This window comes from Agrobacterium vitis (assembly GCF_013426735.1).
Classification (GTDB): Bacteria; Pseudomonadota; Alphaproteobacteria; order Rhizobiales; family Rhizobiaceae; genus Allorhizobium; species Allorhizobium vitis_D.
Genome location: NZ_AP023272.1, coordinates 2,108,308 through 2,128,990, shown reverse-complemented (window position 1 = coordinate 2,128,990; position 20,683 = coordinate 2,108,308). Strand labels below are relative to the sequence as shown.

The 20,683-nt window shown below is 55.7% G+C and carries 17 protein-coding genes; 9 read left to right on the top strand and 8 right to left on the bottom strand.

What is annotated here, in order from left to right; genetic code table 11:
* Position 1: 1 nt before the first annotated feature.
* Both H1Y61_RS09790 and H1Y61_RS09785 read right to left on the bottom strand, forming a co-directional pair.
* On the bottom strand, positions 2–1,381 hold the full coding sequence (locus H1Y61_RS09790; RefSeq protein ID WP_180572489.1) for a cytochrome P450: 1,380 nt from the start codon (positions 1,379–1,381) through the stop codon (positions 2–4).
* Between the two features lie 110 nt (positions 1,382–1,491).
* Positions 1,492–2,430 carry a LysR family transcriptional regulator gene (locus H1Y61_RS09785; protein WP_235680680.1) on the bottom strand — a complete coding sequence of 313 codons (939 nt, stop codon included), beginning with the start codon at positions 2,428–2,430 and terminating at the stop codon, positions 1,492–1,494.
* A gap of 116 nt (positions 2,431–2,546) precedes the next feature.
* Between H1Y61_RS09785 and H1Y61_RS09780 the strand changes: the two genes are divergently transcribed.
* The 8 genes from H1Y61_RS09780 to H1Y61_RS09745 all read left to right on the top strand — a co-directional run bounded on the left by H1Y61_RS09780 (position 2,547) and on the right by H1Y61_RS09745 (position 9,378).
* A complete protein-coding gene (locus tag H1Y61_RS09780) occupies positions 2,547–2,780 on the top strand; it encodes a hypothetical protein (protein WP_180572488.1) in 234 nt (77 codons plus the stop codon).
* A 79-nt stretch (positions 2,781–2,859) separates the two neighbouring features.
* Positions 2,860–3,081, top strand: a complete 222-nt coding sequence (locus tag H1Y61_RS09775; protein ID WP_071205023.1) for a hypothetical protein — start codon at positions 2,860–2,862, stop codon at positions 3,079–3,081.
* Between the two features lie 253 nt (positions 3,082–3,334).
* Positions 3,335–4,348 (top strand): GlxA family transcriptional regulator, encoded by a 1,014-nt coding sequence (locus H1Y61_RS09770; RefSeq protein ID WP_015916280.1) that lies wholly within the window; start codon positions 3,335–3,337, stop codon positions 4,346–4,348.
* A gap of 308 nt (positions 4,349–4,656) precedes the next feature.
* Positions 4,657–5,853: a hypothetical protein gene (locus H1Y61_RS09765; RefSeq protein WP_180572487.1), complete on the top strand. Its 1,197-nt coding sequence runs from the start codon at positions 4,657–4,659 to the stop codon at positions 5,851–5,853.
* 62 nt (positions 5,854–5,915) lie between these two features.
* Positions 5,916–6,536: a phosphatidylinositol-specific phospholipase C/glycerophosphodiester phosphodiesterase family protein gene (locus H1Y61_RS09760; protein ID WP_235680679.1), complete on the top strand. Its 621-nt coding sequence runs from the start codon at positions 5,916–5,918 to the stop codon at positions 6,534–6,536.
* A gap of 30 nt (positions 6,537–6,566) precedes the next feature.
* Positions 6,567–7,196 (top strand): HAD family hydrolase, encoded by a 630-nt coding sequence (locus H1Y61_RS09755; RefSeq protein ID WP_015916283.1) that lies wholly within the window; start codon positions 6,567–6,569, stop codon positions 7,194–7,196.
* A complete protein-coding gene (locus H1Y61_RS09750; RefSeq protein WP_180572485.1) occupies positions 7,193–8,677 on the top strand; it encodes a glycosyltransferase family 2 protein in 1,485 nt (494 codons plus the stop codon). The genes H1Y61_RS09755 and H1Y61_RS09750 overlap by 4 nt, the downstream gene beginning before the upstream one ends.
* A gap of 5 nt (positions 8,678–8,682) precedes the next feature.
* Entirely contained in the window at positions 8,683–9,378 is a 696-nt protein-coding gene (locus H1Y61_RS09745) for a glycosyltransferase family protein (protein WP_180572484.1), read from the top strand.
* A gap of 240 nt (positions 9,379–9,618) precedes the next feature.
* Here the strand turns inward: H1Y61_RS09745 and H1Y61_RS09740 are convergent, their stop codons facing one another.
* Both H1Y61_RS09740 and H1Y61_RS09735 read right to left on the bottom strand, forming a co-directional pair.
* Positions 9,619–10,134 carry a hypothetical protein gene (locus H1Y61_RS09740; RefSeq protein ID WP_180572483.1) on the bottom strand — a complete coding sequence of 172 codons (516 nt, stop codon included), beginning with the start codon at positions 10,132–10,134 and terminating at the stop codon, positions 9,619–9,621.
* Positions 10,135–10,529: 395 nt separating this feature from the next.
* Complete coding sequence (locus H1Y61_RS09735) at positions 10,530–14,300, bottom strand: vitamin B12-dependent ribonucleotide reductase (RefSeq protein WP_180572482.1); 3,771 nt, start codon at positions 14,298–14,300, stop codon at positions 10,530–10,532.
* 803 nt (positions 14,301–15,103) lie between these two features.
* Here H1Y61_RS09735 and H1Y61_RS09730 point away from each other — a divergent pair.
* Complete coding sequence (locus H1Y61_RS09730) at positions 15,104–17,005, top strand: methyl-accepting chemotaxis protein (protein ID WP_087728438.1); 1,902 nt, start codon at positions 15,104–15,106, stop codon at positions 17,003–17,005.
* Positions 17,006–17,131: 126 nt separating this feature from the next.
* Here H1Y61_RS09730 and H1Y61_RS09725 read toward each other — a convergent pair whose 3' ends face one another.
* From H1Y61_RS09725 to H1Y61_RS09710, 4 genes are all read right to left on the bottom strand, one after another.
* The gene (locus tag H1Y61_RS09725; RefSeq protein WP_180572481.1) at positions 17,132–17,710 is read right to left on the bottom strand and encodes a hypothetical protein; all 579 of its coding nucleotides are present in this window, start codon (positions 17,708–17,710) and stop codon (positions 17,132–17,134) included.
* Positions 17,711–17,809: 99 nt separating this feature from the next.
* Positions 17,810–18,307, bottom strand: coding sequence for a xanthine phosphoribosyltransferase (gene gpt / locus H1Y61_RS09720; RefSeq protein WP_015916290.1), 498 nt, complete (start codon positions 18,305–18,307; stop codon positions 17,810–17,812).
* Positions 18,308–18,641: 334 nt separating this feature from the next.
* Positions 18,642–19,481 carry a universal stress protein gene (locus tag H1Y61_RS09715; protein WP_180572480.1) on the bottom strand — a complete coding sequence of 280 codons (840 nt, stop codon included), beginning with the start codon at positions 19,479–19,481 and terminating at the stop codon, positions 18,642–18,644.
* A 224-nt stretch (positions 19,482–19,705) separates the two neighbouring features.
* Entirely contained in the window at positions 19,706–20,488 is a 783-nt protein-coding gene (locus H1Y61_RS09710; protein WP_180572479.1) for a competence/damage-inducible protein A, read from the bottom strand.
* Positions 20,489–20,683: the final 195 nt, after the last annotated feature.

Sequence of the window (20,683 nt, the reverse complement as noted above, 5' to 3'; positions counted from 1 at the left end):
TTCAGCTTGAAACCGGCACGTCCTCCCGCCGGTTCTCAATCTCCATGATCAGTTTTTTCTTCGGCCGCAGGGTAATGCGCATCGTCGGCTCCGGTGTCACCTCGCTCTTGTTGCGCAGACGAAAGGTCTTGGCCAGCACCGCCAGAATGGCAACGGCCTCCATGGTTGCAAAAGCACTGCCGATACAGATGCGCGGCCCTGCCCCAAACGGCATAAAGGCGTAACGATGCCGTGCTTTAACCGCTTCGGGCGCAAAACGGTCGGGATCGAACACGTCAGGCCTATCCCAGATCAGGCTATGGCGGTGAATGGCATGGATTGGCACCAGCAATATCGTACCCGCCTGGATATGGTGTTGGCCCAACGTAAACGCCTCGTTCGCGGTCCGGGTAATGACCGGCGCTGGCGGATAGAGCCGCATGGCTTCGTTGAAAACCTGTTTGGTATAGGTCAATTTCTCGACATGCTCGGCCAGAACCGGACCATCCCCCACCACACGGCCCAACTCGTCCAGTAGCTTTTGCTCGATAGCCGGGTGCTTTGCCAGCAGATGGAATGTCCAGGCAAGCCCAAGGGCGGTGGTTTCATGCCCGGCGGAAATGAAGGTCAGCAGGTTGTCGATGATCTGCTCGTCGTTCATTTCGCGGTCTGTTTCCGGATCGTGAGCCGATAGCAACATCGAGATCAGATCGGCACGTTCCACGCCTTCAGCGCGCCGCTCGGCAATCATTGTGGCCATAGCGGACCGCAAATAGTCCACGGCGCGACTTGCTTTTCCCTTGCCGGGATAGGGTATCCATTCCGGCGCCTTCAACATACCAAGTGCAAACATCCAGCCCGTCGGTTCGAGGTAATCGGTAACGCTCTGCTCGACCCGCGCGACATCGATCCTGTCGCGCCCTGTCATCATCGTCTCAACAATGATGTCGAATGTCGTCTGCATCATTTCATGACCGATATCGACAGTCTCGCCAGCCTGCCAGGAATCACGGCGGCGTTCGGCTGCGGCAACCATCGCCGGCAGGAAGCCTCTCAGCTTTTCCCATTGAAAACCGGCGGCAACGGATTGTCGCTGCCATTTCCAATGGGCGCCATCAGCGGTCAACAACCCCTGCCCCAAGGCAGGACCCAGCGCACGGCGAACGTCTTCACCCTTGCCAAGCACAGCTGCATTTTTGACCAGAGCCTCATGGATCAGTTCAGGGTCCATCACATGCAGCCGCACCTCATCGCCAAACTGCGAATAGACCAGCTTATGATCATAGATCTGCGGCGGCAGGGCATCCAGCGGATTGCGGATCAGATCAGCAATCACCCGCACCGGCGAACGACGGCTAGCAACGACACCTTCACTCGTCGCGGACAAGACCGGCATGTTCATCTGCCATCTCCTTTGCGTAGACCCTTGCATAACCCTTTTGGGGCGACCTTCAGGATGTAGAGATCGAACGAGGCGGTTCCAAGCCCTGTCGCTAAATAGCCTTTATCCGCTCAGGCGGCCACCGCCGTGCCGACACAGCCGCGATTTCCCAGCACGCAACGCACGTAATCGGCAACAGCCTTGACCGGCGGCGACGCATCCTCACACACGGCAAGACCGACCTCATAACTGCCAAGATCCGGCATTCCATCCTGCTCAGTCAGTTCCACCATATCCTCCTGCAACAGGAAGCGGGCAAGCGGCGCGACGGCGATATCGGCGCGGATCGCCGCATATTGCCCGACGTGGTGACCGCAGAAATAGGCGATGCGGAATTCCTTGCCCTGGCGGGTCAATTCGCTCATGGCGCGCTTGCGCCACACACAGCTCTCATCCCAGACAGACAGCGGCAGCGGCGTTTTCAGATGGGCCTGACCGTGTTTTTTTCCGGCCCAGACCAGCTTTTCGCTCATCACTGTCATTGTGGGATCGGCGGCGATGCCGTTTAGAAAATTGAACAGTGTTACGTCCAGCCGCTTCTCATTCACCGCCTTGCGCAGCTCCACAGAACCGGCAATCGTCACCTCGATGGCCAGATGCGGCCATGTGCGCGCCAGATGAGTGAGAATACCGGGCAGGACCAGTTCGCCGATATCATCAGGCGATCCCAGCCGCACCACACCATTCATCTCGGGCGCCAAAAACCGCGCCACCGCCTCATTGTTCAGGGCGAGAATGCGCTTGGCATAGCTGAGCAGCAAAGCCCCATGCGGAGTCAGCGTGACGGAGCGAGCGTCACGGCGAAACAGCGAAACGCCCAGTTGATCCTCCAGCTTCTTGATCTGCATCGATACCGCCGAGGGGGTGCGAAACACCATGTCTGCGGCAGCGGTAAAGCTGCCGACCTCGGAAATCGCCACGAAGGTGCGCAGCACATCATTATCCAGAAGCGGCAAACTGGCCGCCGCCAGAACGGTGGAAGGCATGGAGGGAGACTGGGAAAGGGTCATTGGACAACCATCAATTTTTCTCAACATAAAGATCATATCGTTTCGTTTGATTGAATGTCAATTCCGCCTGACACTGTTTGCAACGAAGCCGATCGGCATCAGGAGGAGTGAAAAGCATGGTCTTCGAAACAACACCCCGCCGCGTTCCACCCATGCTGCGGCTCTGGCTGGCCTTTCATCACTGGCGGGAGAGACGCCATCTACGCCAGGCACGTGAAAAGGCGATGGCTCATCTTAATGGCTTGCCTGAATACCTGCGGGCGGATGTGGGCATCGTCGTGCCGGAACAGCCGGACAGCAAACCGATCACAATATGCGATGCGATAGATCACAAACATTCGCTTTATTGATCAATGAATACGGCAGATGATGTCTCTGCCGCCTCAGGACCAGAAAGTCCTTAGGCGAGATCAACGAAAGGAACTTTCCATGGCCTACATTTCTCATTCCAGCCCTTCGCGGCTGTTTACCAGCAGTATTATCCTCGCCGAGTCGGCTTTTCATGCCATTGCCACGTGGTTCAGTCAGCTAGAATCCTGGCGGCAACACCGCGCCATGGAAAAGGCGCTGGCAGAAGCCCCTTTCGATATGCGCAAGGATCTTGGCTGGCCTGCACACGACACGTGGCAGACCCGACGCGACATGGTTTAAACGGCTTAAAACGGCTGTTTCAGGCCTTGTTTCCGAGGGCCGTTAATAAGAATATCGTTTTTCTTCAATAAGTTGATGCTTTCGCTTGCTCGCCGTGCCCAGTGATACCTTGCTGATGAAACACCCACAAATGATCTAGCAATAACGAGGTCAAATTGTTGTAGTCGGTTTCTATCGTGCTATTGTCGTTTTTGAGCTATTGGCGGAATTAAAAACTGTCAATTCTAGCAGATCTCCTCAGCACGGTGGCATCATGAGCAAAACGCCTGTCAAAAAACGCAATATCGTCTTTTTTCTTGTCCCGAATTTCACGCTATTGCCGTTTGCGGGCGCCATCGAAACATTGCGCATTGCCAACAGGATGCTGGGCTATGCGGCTTATGAGTGGCGGCTCTGTTCAGTCGATGGCAACAAGGTGTCGTCTTCGTCGGGCATCAGCATCGAGGTTGATTCGTCGCTTGCCGATGAGCGCCGTTTCCTGGCCGGTGAGAACCGGCCCAATATGGCGATTGTCTGTTCCGGCGTGTTTGTCGAAGAGTTTAACAACAAATCCGTCAACGCCTGGTTGCGGGAAGCCTATAACCGCAACGTCGCGGTCGGCAGCCTTTGCACGGGCGCCCACGTGCTGGCCCAGGCCGGACTTTTGAACGGCAAGCGCTGCGCGATCCACTGGGAAAACCTGCCGGGCTTTTCCGAAGCCTTTCCCCAGGCCGAGGTCTATGCCGATCTCTATGAAGTCGATAGCAATCTCTATACCTGCGCGGGCGGTACCGCTTCGCTTGACATGATGCTCAACCTGATTGGCCAGGATTTTGGCGAGGGCCTCGTCAACCGGGTCTGCGAACAGCATCTGACCGACCGCGTCCGGGCTGCCGGAGACCGCCAGCGCCTGCCGCTGCGCGCCCGCCTTGGCGTGCAGAACAACAAGGTCTTGCAGATCATCGAATTGATGGAGGCAAGTCTGGCCGAGCCCTTGTCCCTGCTTGATATCGCCGACAAGGTGGATCTGTCACGCCGCCAGATCGAACGGCTGTTCCGCCAGGAAATGGGCCGCTCGCCAGCGCGCTACTATCTGGAAATCCGCCTTGACCGCGCCCGGCATCTGCTGGTGCAATCCTCGATGCCAGTGGTGGAAGTCGCCGTCGCCTGCGGCTTTGTCTCCGCCTCGCATTTTTCCAAATGCTACCGCGAATTCTACAATCGCTCGCCCCAGCAGGAACGCGCCGAACGCAAACTGGCAACGGCAAAAGCGGCGGTCGCCGCATAAGTATAATTCGCCACAGCCTACCGGTTTTTACAACACGCCCTCGTGCACCATATTTGGTACACGAGGGCGTTTCTGATTTTCATGGAATCGCAGCAACGCTCTTTGTTTTTGCCCATTTCCGGGTGGCAAAACCAGTTTCCAATTTTCCTGGAAATGCTCAAAGCTAAGCTGTAGCTCGCTATTGGTTGCATAGGGTCCCGCATAAACTTTGTCGGCTTCAACCACTCAGGCAAGTGAAACGAAGACCGACAGCTTCATACAAGTTTGCCTTCCTACCGTGCCTTGTAACTGCGGATAGGAGTGCAACAATGACGATCGGCCTTGATGATTTGTCGCTTGAGCGACTGATGAAGGAGCGTGTGTGGACCTTCGGTAAAGCTGGCGCCGAACAGGTTTTTGCATCGCAGATATCCTTCGAGAGCGGCGGTTGGCTGCGCGGATATTCCCATACCAATGAAAACTCCTGGCGCGTGAAAGGCGGGGCGGTCGAGTTTCTGAACCAGAACGCTGCCGTCACCACGCGATTCGATACCGTAAGGTCTATCGACGGACGCATCGAAATGGAGGGACAGTTCCGTCTGCCGGGAGAGCGTGGCGTTCATCTCTTGACGGAATGCGGCGAGGCACGGAAGCCGCGGAACAGAACCGCTCTTATCGTGCCCATTCACGACGCCTATTTCATCTATGGCATCAACCTGCTGTTTCAGAGCATTGGTGCCGACTACGACATCATTTTCGTCTTCTCCACCGATGCCGATCGCCTGCAGTTCAGAGAGATGCATCAGGCATCCCCTTTCCTGAACTACTCGTCCATCGTGCTGTCGGATTATTTCTCAGGCAGTGCGCTGTCGGTCGTCGCTGAGGGTAGAACCTGGCCGACGGTCAAGAAATTCCTGGCGCTTTCTCTCGCCCATAAGCTTTACGACTATCTCCTGTGCGTCGATGCCGAGACCTTCATTCTCAATAAAACGGGCTGGACCGAGGCCGCCGCAAGCGTTGTTTCCGCAGCACGCTGGTACGGCGGTACTCTGACTGCAAACCACTCGGCCGAAAGGCAGATCATGCACGCCTCGTCCATCATGCTGGCACCGGCGGTCGATCATGAAAAAATTCAGGCCATTTCCGGCAATTGGGGCATCTATACCTGGTGGTGGGATATTCCGGTCTATTCGGGCAAGAGCATACCGGGCTTTCTGGAGTGGATTGGCTGGGACACCAGCCTGCAATTTGTGGAACGGCTCGTCCACAGCGTATTCGACCATATCACCTACCAGTTCTACATGGCTCTTTACGGTGGTTTCTCGTTCACGATGGTCGAAGGCATCGCCCATGCGATGGAATTCTGCAACGCCGGGATTGTCTCCAAGGTGCATCAACAGATCCATCCAATGAGATGGACGAATGCCTTTGCCTATACCCAGAACCCGAACTTTTTCCGAGAGAACAACTATCTTGCCGTCTATCACATCGACAGGAAGAGCTTTCCTCAATTCAACCCCGGCTAATTCCCAGGAATTTGCAGTGGCCGGTGAAGCATCTATTTCGCAACGTTTGAATGGAAAGAGCGATGAAAATTCTCGCGCACAGGGGCTGGTGGCTGGAACCTGTCGAAAAAAACAGTGAAACGGCTTTCAGGCGTGCCTTTGAAAATGGATTCGGGGTCGAGACGGACACGCGCGACCAGAATGGCGTGCTGAAAATCGCGCATGACATGCCCGTCGGCGACCAAGTGATGGATCTCGACTATTTTCTGGATCTGCACAACAGCTATGCCGGATCAGGCACGATTGCCATGAACATCAAGGCAGACGGCCTGCACAAGGCGCTCCGCGCCTCGTTGGAGGGTGCCGGGATAACCGATCTGTTCTGCTTCGATATGGCTGTTCCTGATGCCATCGGCTATCTCAATAATGGCTTTATAACCTATACCCGCCATTCCGAACTCGAACCGCTGCCTCCCTTTTATGACAAGGCCCAAGGCGTGTGGCTGGATGCCTTCTATTCTGACTGGATCACTTCAGATGTCATCCAGAAGCATCTCGATGCCGGCAAGAAAGTGGCGCTCGTCTCTCCAGAACTACACGGGCGTGATCATGCCGCCGCATGGGATGTTTGGGGTGATCTGACAGGTGACGACATCTCAATCTGCACCGACTTGCCGCACCTCGCCGCCGAGAAATGGGGATAAGCCAGCCATGAACCAGACGGACAGGACATTATGATCAAGGCAGTGCTTTTCGACATGGACGGCGTTCTGATTGATGCCAAGGAATGGCATTACGAGACGCTGAATGACGCGCTGGCGCTTCTCGGGCTCAATATCAGCCGCACCGAACATCTCGCCGTCTATGACGGCCTGCCAACACGCAAAAAACTGGAAATGCTGACCAAGACGCGGGGATTGCCGCCAAGGCTGCACGATTTTCTCAACACGCTCAAACAGAAGATGACCTATCAGGTCATCGTCGAAAAATGCCAACCGGTCTTTCATCACGAATACGCCCTCGCGCGCCTGAAGCGGGAGGGAAAGCATATCGTCGTCTGCTCAAACTCCGTCAGGTCGAGCGTAGAAGCGATGATGCGCCAGGCTGACCTGTTGAAATACCTGGATTTCTTTCTATCCAATCAGGATGTCGGCAAGGCGAAGCCTGATCCCGAAATCTACCTGACGGCAATCGATCGACTGCAATTGCAGCCGGAGGAATGCCTGATCCTGGAAGATAACGATCACGGCATACAGGCCGCCCGCTCCTCAGGCGCCCATGTCCTGGTGGTGGGATCGACCAACGACGTCACCTATGAGCGTATCATGAACGAAATCACCAAGATCGAGTCGGCCCTCACATGAGATATCTTATTCCCATCGCGTCGAAGGATGATCTTTTCCCAAAGGACGAGTTTCATTTCCCCAAGCCTCTGATCGAAATCGACGGTTCGCCGATGATCTCGCTCGTCGTCAACAGTATCCGCAACCGCGATGCATCCGCGAAGTTCATCTTCATCGTTCTTAATCAGGATGCACTTGAATACAGTCTCGATTCAATTTTGAAATTACTGGCTGGCGAAAGCACCGTTGTCATCAAACTGAACAATCCGACCATGGGCGCTGTCTGCTCCGCTCTGATGGCCGTCGATCATATTGTGGACGACGACCCTTTGGTGATCTGCAATGGCGACCAGATTATCGATGCGGATCTGGCGGGCATTGCACGAGATTTTACGCGCTCGCAGGCCGATGCCGGTGTCGTGACCTTCAATTCCGTACACCCCCGCTGGTCCTATATCCGTGAGGATAAGTCTGGATATGTCATAGAAACGGCGGAAAAGCGCGTTCTGAGCCGCAAGGCGATTGCTGGATATTATTATTTTAGAAGCGGCAGTCTATTTGTGGAATTTGCCCAGAATTATTTGCTGAAAGCCGACCCGTTTGGTGGAAAATACTATCTTTCCCCGGTTCTGAACGAGGTCATTCTCGCCGGTGGCAAAATCGTCCAACACGAGATTCCATCCGACAGCTATATCTCGTTCTATTCGCCCAAGCGCATCGAATTCTATCAGAACGAGATCCGGGACAAGGTTGCCGCGATGACCAAGCCAGCCCGGCAGGTTCAGGTCGTCATTCCGATGGCGGGCCTTGGCAGCCGGTTTGCGCAAGTCGGTTATCTCAAGCCAAAGCCGTTCATTGATGTGAAAGGCAAGACGATGATCGAGCGTGTCATGGACAATCTGCGCCTCGATCATGCGCGCTTCGTCCTGATCGCCCGGCAGGACCATCTGGATGCGGAACCCGATGTCGTCAGTGGTTTGAAAGCTCATGGCGATCTCGCATTTTCGCCGATCAACTTCGTAACCGAGGGTGCTGCTTGCACCGTCTTGACGGCGCGGACACATCTTGATCCCGATGCCCCATTATTGATTGCCAATTGCGACCAGATCGTCGATTTCGAATGCGCGGATTACATTCAAGATGCACTGGAGCGCGATCTGGATGGCTCAATTCTCTGCTTCAAGGACAAGGATCGGGACCCGAAATGGTCGTTCGCTCATTTGAACGATGACGGCCTGGTCGATGAGGTAAAGGAGAAGGTGGCGATTTCCGACAACGCGACCGTTGGCATCTATTATTTCAGGCGCGCCCGCGATTTCATCGATGCCGCGACCGATATGATTGCCCACAATGACCGGTCCAACAACGAGTTCTATGTTTGCCCGGTTTACAACTACCTGATCAAGCAGGGAGCCAGGGTCGGCGTCTATCATGTCGCTCCCGACGCCATGCACGGTATAGGCACGCCTCCCGATCTGGAGGCCTATCTTAGGCTGATTTGATAAGCATGAAATGCATCGTACCCCTTGCCGGGCCTGATTTGTGGACCCAAAAATATGGCTTTAGACCGCTCGTGGATCTCAGCGGAAAGCCGCTGATCGACGCTGCCTTGGGTGACAGGGTGTGGGCGAACCGGCTTCGGCCAGAGGATTACATCTTCGTCCTCCGCGAGGTTGCGAACCTCGCAGAGCTTGTTGAATACCTGCGCCTGAGATGGCCCGGCTGCCGCATCGTGACGCTCTCCGACCTGACCGGCGGGGCTTTGTTCTCTGTGCTCGCAGCAATGGCGCTCGTTGCGCCAGACGAGCCCGTCATCATCGATCTGGCCGACATCCTGTTCACGAGCGGACCAGACGACCCGGAGACACTGTTTTCGACGGAAGGATGCGGCGCAGTCGTGCCGGTCTTTACCTCAAGGGAAAACTGCTACAGCTATTTGAAGATGACCGACGGCGTGGTGGTTGAAGCGCGGGAAAAACAGGTGATCTCGGAAAACGCCTCCGCAGGCGTATACATGTTCCGAAACATCCAGATATTCCTCAGTGCAGCCGTTCATAGTATCAACAACCGCCAGACCATGAGCTATAAAGGCGTGCTTTTCATCTGCCCCATGGTCAACGGCGTCATCGCTGACGGCCACACCGTGCTGGCACCCACTATTGAAAATTGCCGGCCCGTGGGAAAGATTTTTCACGAACGATAGAGTCGCTCACCTATGGGTGATGACGGATTCAAATCTTTCAAGGATCAATGAGTGCATCCCTCACCTAAAAAATCATGATCGTAGCGGTCGCTAAGATCATGATTTTTTGTCCTCTCCCGCAAGGGAAGAGGTAAGATGGAAATGTTCTTCTACAAACCGCCATTTTGCTGGTCTTCCGGTTCGTCAGCAATGACCTTCAGATAAGCTTGTGCGTGTTGCTCAGGCTCGCACACCAATGCCCTAAGAGTGTGAGGTTTCGATAGGATCTAAAACGCTATCGCGTTCCGCCATTTTTAGAGCCTCAGCAACCGTTTTTGCCTTATCACGATATGGAGCGACCTTTTTGACAATTTCGTCCATATTTTTCCGATTTTTCGATGGTTTTTTTTCGCGATCTTCTAGCCGAGCTATGATCTCATCCAAGTCTTCAAACGAAAGCTCATCGCGTCCTTTTTGATCCCAGTGTAGCCCCCCTTTCTCGTCTCGGTAGGGAACAGAGATGCGTTTTGAGATGCCATAGTTACCGAACAAATCAGGGCCGTCGCTTATCTTGCTGGTCTTTGAGCGATTATTGTTTTTGATCAGCGCTCTCAGTCCGAGGACCATCACCTGATTTTGAACCTTTTCCAAACGACTAGGATGCTTTGACATGATTGTTTCAATAATTTTGTCAGCATTGAATCGAGTGCCTCGCGAGGACTTCTCAATAAGTTCTTCAAGAAATGAGTGAAATTCATTCAGCTCTAGATTGCTCAAATCGCTTCTCCACCATTAAGATACTAAACATATTAGATGCCACATCCTCAGAACAATTCAAGAACAAACTTTACTGCATCGTACAAAAAGTTGGAATTAGCATGATACTTTAATTTATTGCTTACACATCGGATTTATCCGAAAATCTGTCCCCAATTTTTGGCCCAACTCTCTAGTATTAATAATTTTTTATAAGCATTATTAAATGTAAGTCGATTTATAAGTAATATTAATTATATCTTGTTTCCTTGAGACTATCTTCAAATCAGAAAATAATTTCTCATTGTGCATTTTGCAAATTTATACAAATAAACCCGCCCCGAAATCAATCGGAACGGGTTCGCTTTACATAAAAATTGCAATCAAAATTTAATTTTCACATATGAGTGCATTAATCAGCTGCACCCACTCGTGCTTCCGCAAGTGTCGCACTTTTCACACGTCCCATTCCGTACCATCGTAAAGTTCTGGCACTCGGAGCACATGTTGCCGGTATAGCCTTGGGCGATGGAGCGCATGCGGCGGGCAGCTTCGACTTTCTTGGCTTCGGCCTTGGCGGCTTCGGCTTCGTCGGTGGCGGCGTCGGAGAACAGGGCTTCGGTTGCGACGTCCTCGACCAATTCAGCTGCCCGTTCCTCGTAATCGCGCTTGAAGGACACGACTTCGGAGGTGGAAATGGCTGTCGTCACTTCCAGCTTGCGGGCTGCATTGCCGGAAAACGACGTGACATTCGCGGATGCCTTGGCCGGAGTGCCGGTTGCGGCGCCACGAGGTTCGGCGGTTCCGGCCTGGCTGCTGGAGACCAGGGTCGGCTTGTAGCCACGGGTCAGACCCTTGGAGACCACATCAGCCTTGCCTTCCTTCACGCCGCGGCCAAGCGCCGTGGTGGAGAAGTCGGACGTATCGACATGGGCCAGATCGTTGCGGCCAAGGTAGGAGATCGCCAGTTCGCGGAACACATAGTCGAGGATCGACGTGGCGTTCTTGATGGCGTCATTGCCGGTTACCATGCCCGCCGGTTCGAACTTGGTGAAGGTGAAGGCATCAACATATTCTTCCAGCGGCACGCCATATTGCAGGCCGAGCGATACCGAAATCGCGAAGTTGTTGATGAAGGCGCGCAGAGCCGAGCCTTCCTTGTTCATGTCGAGGAAGATTTCACCAAGACGGCCATCATCATATTCGCCGGTGCGCAGGAAGATGGTGTGACCGCCGATCTTGGCCTTCTGGGTATAGCCCTTGCGGCGGGTCGGCAGCTTTTCCTGTTCGCGGACGATCCGCTCGACAATGCGCTCAACGATCCGTTCGGTAATGGTCACGGCCTGGGCAGCCTGCGGCTGGGCCAACAGTTCCTCAACCGCGTCCTCATCATCCTCATCCTCGATCAGCGAGGAATTCAGTGGCTGGCTGAGCTTGGAGCCATCGCGGTACAGGGCATTGGCCTTCAGCGCCAGTTTCCAGGACAGCATGTAAGCTGCGCCGCAATCTTCCACCGTTGCCTCGTTTGGCATGTTGATGGTCTTGGAAATCGCACCCGAGATGAACGGCTGGGCCGCTGCCATCATGCGGATATGGCTTTCGACAGACAGATACCGCTTGCCGATCTTGCCGCAAGGATTGGCGCAATCGAAGACCGCCAGATGTTCCTTCTTCAGGAACGGCGCGCCTTCCAGCGTCATCGCCCCGCAGACATGGATATTGGCAGCCTCGATGTCCTTCTTGGCAAAGCCCAGATGCTCCAGCAGGTTGAAGCTCATGTCGGTCAGCTGTTCAGCGCTGACGCCAAGCGTTTCCTTCAGGAAATCAGCGCCTAAGGTCCATTGGTTAAAGACGAACTTGATGTCGAAGGCAGCGCCAAGCGCAGCGTTGACAGCCTCGATCTTCTCATCGGTAAAGCCCTTGGCCTTCAGCGAGCCGGGATTGACGCCCCGTGCCTGGTTGAGATTGCCGTGGCCGACAGCATAGGCCTCAATCTCGGCAAGCTGGCTTTCCGTGTAGCCAAGCGTGCGCAGGGCTTCGGGAACGGCGCGGTTGATGATTTTGAAATAGCCGCCACCAGCCAGCTTCTTGAACTTCACCAGGGCGAAATCCGGCTCGATACCTGTCGTGTCGCAATCCATGACCAGACCGATCGTGCCGGTTGGGGCAACGACGGAGACCTGAGCATTGCGGTAGCCATGCTGTTCGCCCAGTTCCAGCGCCTTGTCCCAGGCCGCCTTGGCATGGGCAATCAGCGCCGGATCGGAGCATTCAGCATGGACCAGCGGCACGGGATCGACAGCAAGACCCTCATAGCCTTCAAACAGGCCATGGGCAGCGCGGCGATGGTTGCGGATAACGCGCAGCATGTTGTCGCGGTTTGGTGCATAGCCCGGGAACGGGCCAAGCTCGGAGGCGATTTCAGCTGACGTGGCATAGGAAACGCCGGTCATGATGGCGCTCAGCGCACCGCAGATGGCGCGGCCTTCAGCCGAGTCATAGGGAATGCCGGTAGACATCAACAGGCCGCCAATGTTGGCATAGCCGAGGCCGAGCGTGCGGTATTCATAGGACAGTTCGGCAATCTGGCGTGAAGGGAACTGCGCCATCATCACGGAGACTTCAAGCACAACCGTCCAGAGACGAACGGCATGTTCGTAATCGGCAATGTCGATCTTCTTTGTATCGGCATCCTTGAACTGCAACAGGTTCAGCGACGCCAGATTGCAGGCGGTGTCGTCCAGGAACATATATTCCGAGCACGGATTGGAAGCGCGGATCGGGCCAGCCGCCGGGCAGGTGTGCCAGTCGTTCATTGTGGTGTTGAAATGCAGACCCGGATCGGCAGACGCCCAGGCGGCGTAGGAAATCTTTTCCCAGAGATCACGCGCCTTAAGGGTCTTCATCACCCGGCCATCGCGGCGGGCGGTCAGGTTCCAGTTGCCATCGTCTTCGACAGCCCGCAGGAAGTCATCCCGCAGCGAAACGGAATTGTTGGAATTCTGGCCCGAGACAGTCAGATAGGCTTCCGAATCCCAATCCGTGTCATAGGTCTTGAATTCCAGATCCTTATAGCCCTGCTGGGCGAACTGGATGACGCGCTTGACGTAGTTTTCCGGCACCATATCCTTCTTGGCAGCACGGATTTCGCGCTTCAGGGCCGGGTTTTCATTGGGGTCGAAGCAGGCGTCGTTATCGGCTGAGCAATTGACGCAGGCCTTCATGATCGCCTTCAGATGCTTGGCGACGATCTTGGAGCCGGTGACGAGAGCGGCAACCTTCTGCTCTTCCTTCACCTTCCAATCGATGTAGTTCTCGATATCAGGATGGTCGATATCTACAACCACCATCTTGGCGGCGCGGCGCGTGGTGCCGCCGGACTTGATGGCACCAGCGGCGCGGTCGCCGATCTTCAGGAAGCTCATCAGGCCGGACGACTTACCACCGCCCGACAGCTTTTCGCCCTCGCCGCGCAGATGGGAGAAGTTCGAGCCGGTGCCGGAGCCGTATTTGAACAGGCGCGCTTCACGCACCCACAGATCCATGATGCCGCCTTCGTTGACGAGATCGTCTTCGACGGACTGGATGAAGCAGGCATGCGGCTGCGGATGTTCATAGGCCGACTTGGACTTGGTGAGCTTGCCGGTGAAAGGATCGATATAGAAATGGCCCTGGCCGGGACCATCGATGCCATAGGCCCAATGCAGGCCAGTGTTGAACCATTGCGGGGAATTCGGCGCAACGCGCTGGGTGGCGAGCATATAGGCCAGTTCATCCCGGAAGGCGAGTACGTCTTCTTCTGAGGTGAAATATTTGCCCTTCCAACCCCAATAGGCCCAGGTGCCGGCCAGACGCGAAAAGACCTGACGCGCATCGGTTTCCGAACCGTAGCGCTCGTCTTCAGGCAGATCCTTCATGGCCTTTTCATCGGCAACCGACCGCCACAGGAAAGACGGAACATCGTTTTCCTCGACCTTTTTCAAGATCTTCGGCACGCCAGCCTTGCGGAAATATTTCTGGGCCAGAATATCGGCCGCCACCTGGCTGAACTGCGCGGGCACATCGATATCCGCCAGCCGGAAGACGACAGAGCCATCCGGGTTCTTGATTTCGCTTACCGCCTTGCGGAATTCAATCTCCGCATAGGGCGACTGGCCGGGCTTGGTGAAACGGCGTTCGATGCGCATCTGGCTAGTCCTCGTTGGTCCAAGCACCCGGAAAAGGGCGCAAAATAGGTTTTACGGCACCACGTTCAAGCGGCTTGCCGTTGGTTCGCTCTCTTCGGAGCGAGGCCGATCATAATGATGGTCCGCTCTGTATCTTGCGCCAGCCTTATCCGCTAGACACTAAATATAGTATCAACAGCGTTTTCATGCCAGAGCAAATGGCCGCAGCGTGCCAGAAAAATTCACAAGGATATCCGTGCGGTCAAAGCGTGGAAGCCATGACCGTTTCAAACCTGATGATGTTCGCTGATTTGAACCGACCTCGTAGACATCTCGGTTCAGCCGCCGCCGCAACAATCAATTCATTAACCCTGCCTGCGGGCAAGCGCAAGAGCTGGTCTGTATCGAAAATATGAACCCTATATGTTGTGGTCAGCATCTGTGGAAAACGGGGAAAGAGGCTAGCCTAGAGAATTCATAGGCTTGGCGGAAAAGCTTCATGATTAACGCTGGGTGAAGGTTTTTTTTATCCACCGTCACATCATGGCACGCAAGCAAGACGACAGAGGCCTGCCGCCGCATGCCTGCCTGTATCCCGAAACGAATCGGAGGTTTTTTGTACCCAAGAACGCTCTGACCGTGCTCACTTCCATCAGGAAACCCTTTAATACGCGGGGAATAGGTCTTGCTAATTTCCAAACGAACTAAAGGGATATTAATGTTTGTGGACAACTATATCGGCACCAGGGTCTGGAATGATGTCCATGCCTAGATATGCTGCGCCAGTCGCTATGAGAGCGCCGGGCTGCGCTTAAGGTTTGGTCATGACCATCAGTAATCTGTCTATCCTGAAGAAGGTCAGTCTTCTTGTGGTGCTGATGGGCGTTGCGGCAGGCGCTATCGCCGCTGCTGGCGCCTTCGGCCTGTCTTCGCTTGGTGCCTCGCTTCAAAACACCGGACAGCGTGAAGAAGTGGCCCGCGAGGCCATGGACCTGCGCGTCGACATTATCGCCATCAGCCGCATGACCTATCAGCTGGCTTTCGCGCCGGAAAAGGCCGCCGATTTCGCCAAGGAAACCGAAACGCGCTCCAGCGAAATGCTGGCGCGCCTGCCAAAGATCGCGGCCACCGCCGATGAGAACGAGCAGAAGCAACTGCAGGACGTTCGCACGACACTCAACACCTATTTCGACCAGATCCGCCAGATGGTGAAGGTGGCCGGTACCGACGCCGCCAAGGAACCCGGCGTGATGGCCAAGGAGCTTTCCAAGGCACTTGACGGACAAAAAGCGGTGACGGCGGCGGTCAAGGTCTACAGTACCTATTCCGCCAAAACCCTGTCTGCGGCCCGCAGCAATGCCATTGCCGACTCGCAGCTGACGATGATCGCGCTGTTGTCGACCGCTGCGATCAGCATCGTTCTCGGCGTTGCGGTCAGCACGCTGATTGCCCGTCGCGGCATCGTCAATCCGATCCGCCTTTTGACCGATAACATGAACCGGATTGCCAAAGGCGCCCTGGGTGACACCATTCCGGGCACAGAGCGCGGCGACGAAATCGGTGAGATGGCCCGCGCCCTGGAAATCTTCCGGGCCAACAGATTGCAGATGCAGGAAATGGAAGCCCAGGAAGCCGCGCTCAACAGTCAGAGCAAGGATCTGCAATCCAGCATCAGCAGCATTGTCGCCTCGGCAGCCGCGGGTAATTTCTCGCAGCGCATTACCAAATCCTACGAGGATGCCGACCTGCAACGCTTCGCCTCCAGCGTCAACGAGTTGGTGGCCAATGTCGATCTCGGCGTCACCGAAGTGCGGCGGGTGATTGCCGCCCTCTCCTCTTCCGATCTCACCCAGGATATGCGCGGCAATTTCCAGGGCGCCTTCGCCGAATTGCAGAGCAACGTCAACCACGCGATGGCAACGCTTCGCGAAGCCATGCAAAGCATTCGCGGCGCTTCGGGTACGATTACCGACAATTCCGGCGAACTGAGTTCAGCCGCCAACCAATTGGCCCGCCGGACCGAACAGCAGGCTGCGGCCCTGGAAGAGACAGCAGCAGCGCTTGAAGAAATCACCACGACGGTTCGCACCTCCACTGAACGCGCCCATGAAGCCAACCAGATGGTGGAGCAGACCCGCAACAGTGCCGGAAAATCCGGCGAGATCGTCCGCAGCGCCATTGATGCGATGGGCCGGATCGAGCAATCCTCGCAAAAGATCAGCCAGATCATTTCGGTGATCGACGAAATCGCCTTCCAGACCAATCTCCTGGCGCTGAATGCCGGTGTCGAAGCCGCCCGCGCCGGAGAGGCCGGACGCGGCTTTGCCGTTGTTGCCCAGGAAGTCCGCGAACTGGCCCAGCGCTCCGCCAATGCGGCCCGCGAAATCAAGGCGCTGATCAACACCTCCGCCGATGAAGTCAAGGGCGGCGTCTCACTGGTTCTGTCCACCGGCGAAGCTCTTAACGAAATCGTCGGCCTGGTTGATCATGTCAACGGCCATGTGGCGAGCATCGCCCGCGCCGCTCAGGAACAGTCGGCAGCGCTTGCTGAAATAAACACATCCGTCAACCACATGGACCAGATGACCCAGCAGAACGCCGCCATGGTCGAAGAAACCACGGCTGCCAGCCAGGTCCTGGCCAGTGAATCCCGACAGCTGCTGGTGCAGCTTGAACGGTTCCGGCTGGAGGATAACAGACGGGGTGAGTATCGCGCGGTGGCGTAATCAGGGCGCAGAAGTTTTTATTCTTCCTCCAAAAGCCACGAAATCAAAAAGCCCCTGCGTTTGAAAAAGCGCAGGGGCTTTTGGCATTTTGGGTCAGGCAAATGATGGAAGGGGCTATTTAGCTGACTAAACCGTCGTCACAACGCCAACGATAAGAGAAACCGAGACGAAAGTGAGCCAGACAGCGGCGACACGCTGGAGGATATGCAATCTGCCCTGGCCGCCATGCCCTGCCTGGGTCAATCGCCCGGCAGAGCCCCAAAGCAAGGCCACTGCTGCAACCAACAGGCAGAACAGGCCAAGACAAGGCAGGAAATTCGGATTGCCAGGAGCGGGAAGAAGAACGAGACCGAAGACCAATGCCTTGGGATTGAGCGCGGTCGTCAGATAGATCCGGCCCGCTGTGATGGGATTGAGCGCATTGCCCTGCCCCGGCATCTGCCAAAGCTTGAAGGCGATGACCATCACCCAGATCGCCGCGGCGATTTTCAGCAGGACGGCAGCGGCAGGCCAGTGCGCCATCAGCTGATCTCCCAGATAAACCAGCGGCAGGATGGTCGTGAGATAGCCCGCCAGTTCTGCTGGCACAAGACGCAACACGCGCCCTAAACCGCCTTGAGCACCGGCAACGCCCATCAAGGTATTGGTCGGCCCTGGCGCCAGAAGCAGCGCCAGGACGGCGGGAAGAAAGGTTGCAATCATCATCAGTCAATCCATTATCAACAACAGATTGCCTTTTGCATGGGAACCATGGCCGACGCATTGACAGCGATCAATTGCGCCGATCCATAGATTGCAAGGCTTTTAGCCCTTATGGCCCTTGGCGATTGGTTCCTGATAGGTGAAACCCATATCCCAGGGGAAATAGATCCACGTATCCTGGCTGACCTCGGTGACAAATGTATCGACCGTCGGCACGCCTTTCGGCTTGGCATAGACGCAGGCAAAATGCGCCTTCGGGATGATCGAGCGCACTTCGGTGGCGGTCTTGCCGGTGTCAGTCAAGTCATCGATAACAAGCACGCCTTCGCCGCCATTGGTGAGCAGCTCAGGCGTAATGCCCTTCAGCAGGTTGAATTCGCCCTGGTTGACATAGTCGTGATAGGAGGCGACGCAAACCGTCTCGATCAGGCGGATATTCAGCTCACGCGAAATGATCGCCGCCGGAACCAGACCGCCACGGGTGATGCAGACAATGGCGCGAAACTCCTGCCCAAGCCCGGCCAGGCGCCAGGCAAGCGCCCTGGCATCACGATGGAATTGATCCCAGGCAACGGGAAAGGCTTTATCGGGAAGAGACATGCAAGGGCTCCGCGCATCAAGAAAAGACAGAAGGAAAGGCAACCGAAGCGCTTCGCGTTTCAACCGCCCGCCGCGTCATCGCAGCAAAAACGAAGACAGTGACGCCATTCAGCTTGCGCATCGACCCGAAAACCGCCTGGCTGGGAGAGCCATAGGCGCAGCAGACCTTGCGCAAAAGCCCTTTCGGCTCCTTGTCTTTCTCGGTGCTATAGCGGCAATCTGCCCATGAAGGCAAGAGATGGAAAGAGGATGCCGGAAACAGCAAGGCATCCGGCTCGATACCGAATGCCTTGCCTCATCATATTTTTCAACCCAGCCCAAAAACCCAAGTCTTTTAGCGTGACAGCAAAGTCAGTGCCGTCATGGAATCCAGCACGGTGCGGGTCACACCACCAAACAACACTTCCCACCAGCGTTTATGGGAATAGGCCCCCATGACCAGAAGATCGATACTCTGGTCGGACAAACGGTTTTCGATATGTGCCGCCGCCTTCAATTGCTCCTGATCCTGCTGGGTCACGGTGACATTGATATCGTGGCGGCTCAGCGTCGCGGCGATTTCGGCGCCGGGCAGGCTGCGTGAAAGATCGTCACCGCTGCTATCGACCACAGAGAAGATTTCAACGCTTTCCGCCTGTTTCAGGAAAGGGAGAGCATCAAATGTGGCGCGTGCCACTTCACGCGACCCATTCCAGGCAATCAGCACCCGCTTGATCGGCCGCGGCGTCTTCAGGATGTAAGGAACGAGAAGCACGGGCCGACCACTGTCGAACAAAGCTGTTTCCAATTCGCTGCGATTGTCTGACAGCGAACCACTTTCGCCCTGAGCAACCACCACCAGATCAGCGCAACGGGCGCTGTCGATAAACGAACCCGTCGAGCCGACGGAAGTTACGAAATTGCGCCATTCGGTCGATACCCCTTCGCGCCGTGACACCTCGGCGAAGATCGCCTCGATGGCTCCGGTTTCCTTATGGGCCAGATCCTGCATGGCTTGCACCGCGACCGGATCGGGTATTTCCATCGGCGCGATCAAGGGCATGCCGGCGACCGCTTCGCAATGAACGCCGATGACGTGGGACCCAAACTGTTCGGCCAGTGCAATGGAAAAATCAGAAACTTGCGCTGCCGTACGGCGGTTGTCGAGAACGCTCAGAATTGTCTTGTAAGCCATTGTCATCTCCCCGCAAATTGCTCCGACCGAACACCGTCCGAGCAAAAGCATACTGCATCGTGGTCTGGGCGACAGGAAGACACGCTTGCGTCATCCCGCCCAACCACCGAAAAAGATAATGCGCCGAAACCACGCCGGTTCCTTGATTTCGCTCAAGGCTGAACTGGGATTTCGCTCAAGGCTGATCTGGAGTCCCACTCAAGTCTCAGCCACGCGGGACAGTCTCAGGCCTCCAGCACGGTCTTGCCGCCGCTAATTGCCGCAATCATCTCCTCGACATCAAGAACAGCGGCGTTCAGAACATCTTCGGCCCTCGCCCGCACCACGAGTTCCGTATGAAACCCCTTGGCGCCGTCATAGCGGGGATAAGAACCGATACTGGTCTGCGGATGCGCCTTCTGAACGGCGGCCAGCGCCGTGCCGATCTCGCCCTCGCCATAGGGGCAGGCAATTGCCCGCGACAGAACACGGACGCCGCCGGGCAATGTCTTGACGACATTTTCGAGCATGGCCTGAAACACCTGCGGGACACCGGCCATGACATAGACATTCTCCACCCGGAATCCCGGCGCGGTGGAAACCGGATTGGCAATATGCTCCGCGCCTTGCGGCATGCGGGCCATCCGTTGGCGCGCCTCGGTAAATTCCAGGCCACGGCGGGCATACATTTCCGCCATCAGCGCCATGGCCTTTTCGTCATGCAGGCAAGGCAGGCCGAAAGCCTTTGAGATGGCATCGGCGGTGATATCGTCATGGGTCGGGCCAATGCCACCCGAGGTGAACACATGGTTATAACGGCTTCGCAGCGCATTCAGCGCCTCGACGATTGCCTCTTCCTCATCGGCGACAATCCGCACTTCCTTGAGGTCGATACCGGCCAGGGTCAGCACATCGGCCAGATGGCCGATATTCTTGTCCTTGGTGCGGCCGGACAGCAATTCATCACCTATGGCAAGCATGGCGGCGGTGACGACTTGAGACGGGGAAGCGGCGGTGGAATCGGACATAGGAGGGCCTTCTAACGGACTTTGACAAGCTGGGACGAACTGGAACTATCTTTGGCTAACCGCATAATTCCCTCAATCGGGTCCGATTTAAGGTGACGACCAGGCAACGGATCGGAAATCTTGCGGCGGCTTTCGTGCATTTATTCGATGCATATCGATGTAACGTCATTTTTGCGAGACTGGACCAAACAGAGA